Raw genomic sequence first — 4,722 nt, 5'->3', positions numbered from 1 at the left:
CGTACCGCCCGAGCTGCTCCCGCCGGTCGATCCGCCGGAGGAGGTCCCGCCGGGGCTGCCGCCGCTCGAGCCGCCACCCGTCGTGCCACCGCCCGCGCCGGGCGCCGGGGTGGGTGACGGCGGCGGGGCGGGTGTGGTCAGCGAGGCGGTCTGCGTGGAGGTCTTGCTCGACTCGACGTCGGGGCAGTCGCCTGCAGCGCAGCCGCCGCCGCGGCTGGCCGACAGCGCGTAGGTGTAGGTGTAGGTGCCCGGCTTGGGGTTGTCGTAGTAGAGCGCGAAGTGGCACGACGAGCCGCTGCACGCCGACGTCGGCGTGATGCCGCTCTGCACGACGGCGCCGTTGCCGTCGTAGAGCGTGTAGCCCTGCAGGTCCGGCTCGGCGCCCTTGGTCCACGACAGGAAGACGTCGTGCGGGTCGCCGTCGGAGGCGATGGCGGAGAACCCGGTCGGCGTCGCCGCGGGCATGTTCGTGTAGTAGTGCGTGGTCGTGGTGGAGGATCCGGACTTCAGAGTCACGGTCCACGCGCCGTTCGGGCGGCTGGTCGCGTCACCGGTGCCGACGCTGAGCGACAGCGGGGTCGAGCTGGTGCCCCGGCTGGCGGTCTTGCTGGTGGAGCCGACCCGCGCGCCGGTCGGGTCATCGACCGTCAGCGAGCCGCTCGGGCAGGAGGTGGCCAGCGCGGCGCAGCCCGCGAAGCTCGCGCTGACCGACACGGTGGTCGGCGAGCTGTAGGTGGTGCCGTCATCGGGGGAGGAGATGCCGGCAGCCGAGGCCGTCCCGACGCCCAGTGCCAGCACCGCGGGGGTCAGCAGCGCGAGCGCCCCGAGCGTGCAGGCCGTACGGCGGAGCGAGCACGGCAGGGGTCAGCAGCGCGAGCGCGCCCAGCGTGCAGGCCGTACGGCGGATCACGACTTCACCCCCTTCTGCTTGATGCTCTCGGTCTCCTTCGGCTGCAACTCAAGCCGCACGGTGATGCGCTTCTTGGCGCTGCCCTTCGGGTGGCAGGAGGTGAGCGTCAGGTAGGAGTGGCCGGGGACGTTCTGGACCACGGAGAAGTCCTCGGGGCTGACGATCTTGTACGCGTGGCCGTCGGTGCCCCAGCCCGGGATGACCTTGTAGTGGTAGCGGTTGAAGGGCGTCTCCAGCAGCACCTCGTCGCCGACCCGCAGCTCGTCGATGTGGTTGAACGGCCGGCCGAAGGTGGTGCGGTGGCCGGCGATGCCGACGTTGCCCTTCTCCCCCGGCAACGGCGTACCGGGGTAGTGGCCGGCGCCTGCCCGCAGCGCGGCGGGGGTGGTGCCCTCCACGACGAGGACGTCGACGTTCACGTCGCGGGTGTGGATGACCAGGCGGGTGAGGGCGCTGCCGATCGGGATGCTGCGGGTGCGGTACTCCTCGCGCAGCTGCTGGCTGCCGAACTGGCTGTTGAGGTTGCCCTGCTGGTACTTGCTGTAGAGGTCGGTGCCGACCGGGTAGGCGAACATCGCGACACCGGCGAGGAACAGGACCACGGACAGCACCGAGAGCGCGCGCCGGCCGCCGGGGCGCCGCAGCGAGTCCCCCACCAGCGCGCCCAGCGAGCGGGGCCGCGCCGGCACGGCGGGGGTGACGAAGGACGGCTCCATCAGGTGCTGCTCCAGTGCTGCGAATCGGACTCTCGGTCGACTCTCGGGCCGACCCTCCGACCAACGACGGAGGAGGGCTCGAGGTTACGCACGAGACACCCCCCAGCTTGTCCATCGGTCGCAGGACAGACGACCTGCAGCCCTGCTCGGTTCCCGCTGCCGGGGCCGGCCCGGGCCCGGGCCCGGGCGGTGCCGAGCGCGCCGACCCGCACCGCCGCCACCACGAGGACGGTCGTGCCCTGCGGACGGCAGTCCGTGAGCTCCGCGCCGGCCGCCCGTGCCACCTCCCGCGCTGCCTCGCAGGCGGTCCCGTCGACCAGGTGACCGGCGGCCGCGAGCGCGGCCAGGTCGGCGGCGGAGGCGGCCCGGTGCCGCGCCACGGCGACCGCTCCCAGGGTGGCGAGCAGCGCGCTGACCGCGACCAGCACGGCAGCCAGCCCCACGACGGCGACGGTCACGAAGCCCTCGTCCCGCCTCACCGCTCGACCTCGGCGACGGCGCGGGCGTGCAGCGGCACCCCCGGCAGCCACCTGCCCGCGTGCAGCGTGACCCGCACCGTCACGACCACCTCGTCTCCGTGCCGCTCCAGGTCGAGCCGGGCACCGGGCGGGGCCACCGGGGCCGCGGCGGCCCGGGCCGCCGCGTCGCTGTCCCCGCGGGCCGCGGCCCGGGCGGCCGTCCGGGCGGCGTCGACGCACCGCAGCTGGCCGTTGACGGTCACCAGGGCACCGACCGCCAGGCCGAGCACCGCCATCAGCGCCGGCAGCGCGACCGCCGCCTCCGCGGTCGCGTATCCGTCCTCCATGCGCCCTCCTCCCGGGCTCGCCCCGGGCCCCGTCTCCGGGACCCGGGGCCGGTGCGTGCTCAGAACCCGAGGTGGAAGGCCTTCTCGATGACGTCCTTCATGAGGGTGAGCACCGTGGGCGACGTGATGACCTTGTAGAGCACGCCGCTGAAGCCGCAGGCGGCGACGGTGCCGACGGCGTACTCGGCCGTGGTCATCCCGCCGTCGTCGCGCTCGGCGGCGCGGGACTGGACGGATGCGGACAGGCGGGCGAGAGCGTTCACGGATGCCTCCGGGAGTGGGTGCCCCGCTGGTGCGGGACGAGGACGTCCACGCTGGCGCGCAGGCGGCTCCCCGGACCGCGTGCGGCGCCGGATGTGGACGGCTCACGACAGGCTGTGCAGCAGCGGTGCCGCCAGGCCGACGAGGGCCGGCACCACGCCGAGCAGCACGAAGGCCGGCAGGAAGCAGGTCCCGAGCGGCAGCACGGCGAGCACGCCGGCGCGGGCCGCTCGCCGGGAGGTCTCGGCCTCGTGGCGCCGGCGGGCGTCGGCAGCGACCCGGGCCACGGCAGCGGCCACCGGTGCTCCCCCCTCCGCGGCCCGGGTGAGGGCCCTCGCGGCGGCCCCGGCGGCGTCCCGGCCGCTCCCGAGGGCTGCCCAGGCCTCGGCAGGCGGCGAGCCCAGCCGCAGCGCGGACGCCACGCGCAGCAGGCGCTGCCCGCAGGGACCCGGGAAGGCGGCCGCCACCGCGGCCACGGCGTCGACCGGCGGTGCCCCTCCGGACAGGCAGGCGGCGAGCAGGTCCAGCACGAGCGGCAGGGCGGCCGCGACCTCGGCCTCGTCCGGGTCCGCTGCCTGCAGCCTCGCGAGCAGCCGCGGGCCGCCGACGACGGCAGCGGCGGCCAGCGCGACACCGAGCGGTCCGCCGACCAGCGCCCAGGCGGCCACGCCGGCGAGCGCGCAGCTCGCGCGCACGGTGAGCGGTGACGACAGCCGCATGTCTGCTGTCGCCGGCTCGGCCCGCCGCGGCTCCAGCCGGGGACGTGGCCGGCCGAGCAGCAGCGCGACCGCAACCCCCAGCAGCGCGGCGGCGATCACCTCTGCACGCCCTCGGCCAGCCGCTCGGTCCACCACAGGCCGGCGAGGTCCAGCAGCACACCGGCGACGAGGCAGGCACCGCCCGCGCGAGTGCGCAGCAGCACGTGCAGCGGGTGCGCTCCGAGGCCGGCCGCGAGCAGCGTGCCTGCCAGCGGCAGCGCCGCCAGCACCATGGCCGTCGCTCGCGGACCGGCCAGCTCCCCCTCCACCGCCAGCCGCTGCTCCTCGTCCGCGCGCAGCGAGCCGGCGACCGCCTCGGTCGCCCCGGCCAGCGACCCACCCGAGCCGGCGCAGACCTGCAGGCACGCCGCCAGCGCGCGCAGCGCCGCGGCCGCCGCGGAGCCGGGGGCTGCCGCGCGGAGGACCTGCGCCGGGTCGGCGCCCAGGTGCAGGGCGCGCGCGGCACCTGACAGCGCGTGCGCGAACGGGCCCTCCCCGACCGCGGCAGCCGCGGCCAGCGCCTCGGCCGGCGGACGTCCGGCCCGCAGCTCGGCGGCGAGCACCGCAACGGCCTCGACGGCACCGGCCCGCTCCGCCGCAGCACTGCGCCGCTCCGACCGGCGACGCACCGCCCGCACGACGGCCGCGCACACGATCCCGCAGCAGACGGCGGCAGGGATCCCGACGAGCAGGCCCAGAGCGGCGGCCGGAGCCGGGGCCCAGACCGGCGGCACCGACCAGGCGCTGCGCTCCCGCGGCAGGCCGGCGATCGCCAGCACCGCGAGCCCGGCGAGCAGCGCCGCCGGCCAGGTCACAGCAGCCGGTCGAGCTCGTCGTACCCCTCGTCCCGCGCAGCCGGCCCGAGCCCGTCCCACGTCCAGGCGGGCACGGCGGTGACGAGGCCGTCGCGGCGGCGCAGCACGCACACCTGCGAGACGCGGCGGCCGGGGTCACGCATGACGTGGACCACCACGCGCAGCGCCGACGCCAGCTGGCTGTGCAGCGCCTCCCGCCCCAGCCCGGCGGTGGCGGCGAGCGCCTCCATGCGGGCGGGCACATCGTCCGCGCTGTTCGCGTGGACCGTCCCGCACCCGCCCTCGTGGCCGGTGTTCAGGGCCGCGAGCAGGTCGACGACCTCGGGCCCGCGCACCTCCCCCACGACGAGCCGGTCCGGTCGCATCCGCAGCGCGTTGCGGACCAGGTCGCGCAGCGTCACCTCGCCCGCGGCCTCGACGTTCGGCGGGCGGGCCTCGAGCCGGACCACGTGCGGGT

The 4,722-nt window shown here is 76.6% G+C and carries 8 protein-coding genes; all 8 read right to left on the bottom strand.

Translation table 11 applies throughout. From position 1 onward, the window contains the following. Positions 1 to 798, bottom strand: a 798-nt coding sequence (locus tag JF597_RS48470; RefSeq protein WP_294012088.1) for a hypothetical protein, incomplete at its 3' end; no start/stop codon positions are given. 108 nt (positions 799 to 906) lie between these two features. Beyond that, positions 907 to 1,626 carry a class E sortase gene (locus tag JF597_RS48465; RefSeq protein ID WP_294012085.1) on the bottom strand — a complete coding sequence of 240 codons (720 nt, stop codon included), beginning with the start codon at positions 1,624 to 1,626 and terminating at the stop codon, positions 907 to 909. Next, positions 1,626 to 2,105: an Rv3654c family TadE-like protein gene (locus JF597_RS48460; RefSeq protein WP_294012082.1), complete on the bottom strand. Its 480-nt coding sequence runs from the start codon at positions 2,103 to 2,105 to the stop codon at positions 1,626 to 1,628. The genes JF597_RS48465 and JF597_RS48460 overlap by 1 nt, the downstream gene beginning before the upstream one ends. Beyond that, a complete protein-coding gene (locus JF597_RS48455) occupies positions 2,102 to 2,431 on the bottom strand; it encodes a TadE family type IV pilus minor pilin (protein WP_294012079.1) in 330 nt (109 codons plus the stop codon). The genes JF597_RS48460 and JF597_RS48455 overlap by 4 nt, the downstream gene beginning before the upstream one ends. A 59-nt stretch (positions 2,432 to 2,490) precedes the next feature. Beyond that, positions 2,491 to 2,694, bottom strand: a complete 204-nt coding sequence (locus JF597_RS48450; RefSeq protein ID WP_294012076.1) for a DUF4244 domain-containing protein — start codon at positions 2,692 to 2,694, stop codon at positions 2,491 to 2,493. A gap of 102 nt (positions 2,695 to 2,796) precedes the next feature. Beyond that, positions 2,797 to 3,510: a type II secretion system F family protein gene (locus JF597_RS48445; protein ID WP_294012073.1), complete on the bottom strand. Its 714-nt coding sequence runs from the start codon at positions 3,508 to 3,510 to the stop codon at positions 2,797 to 2,799. After that, entirely contained in the window at positions 3,507 to 4,265 is a 759-nt protein-coding gene (locus JF597_RS48440) for a type II secretion system F family protein (protein ID WP_294012070.1), read from the bottom strand. The genes JF597_RS48445 and JF597_RS48440 overlap by 4 nt, the downstream gene beginning before the upstream one ends. Further along, positions 4,262 to 4,722 (bottom strand): ATPase, T2SS/T4P/T4SS family (locus tag JF597_RS48435; RefSeq protein ID WP_294012067.1); only part of this gene is annotated, 461 nt, incomplete at its 5' end. The genes JF597_RS48435 and JF597_RS48440, both read right to left, overlap by 4 nt.

It is taken from the genome of Streptomyces sp. (assembly GCF_019510245.1).
Lineage (GTDB): Bacteria > Actinomycetota > Actinomycetes > Streptomycetales > Streptomycetaceae > Streptomyces.
Note: the sequence above shows the minus strand (reverse complement) of the source record. Positions and strands in the feature narration are given on the sequence as shown.

Excerpts from the sequence above, each read along its gene's own strand:
- JF597_RS48465 (WP_294012085.1), bottom strand. The coding sequence starts at position 1,626 with ATGGAGCCGTCCTTCGTCACCCCCGCCGTGCCGGCGCGGCCCCGCTCG.
- JF597_RS48455 (WP_294012079.1), bottom strand. The coding sequence starts at position 2,431 with ATGGAGGACGGATACGCGACCGCGGAGGCGGCGGTCGCGCTGCCGGCG.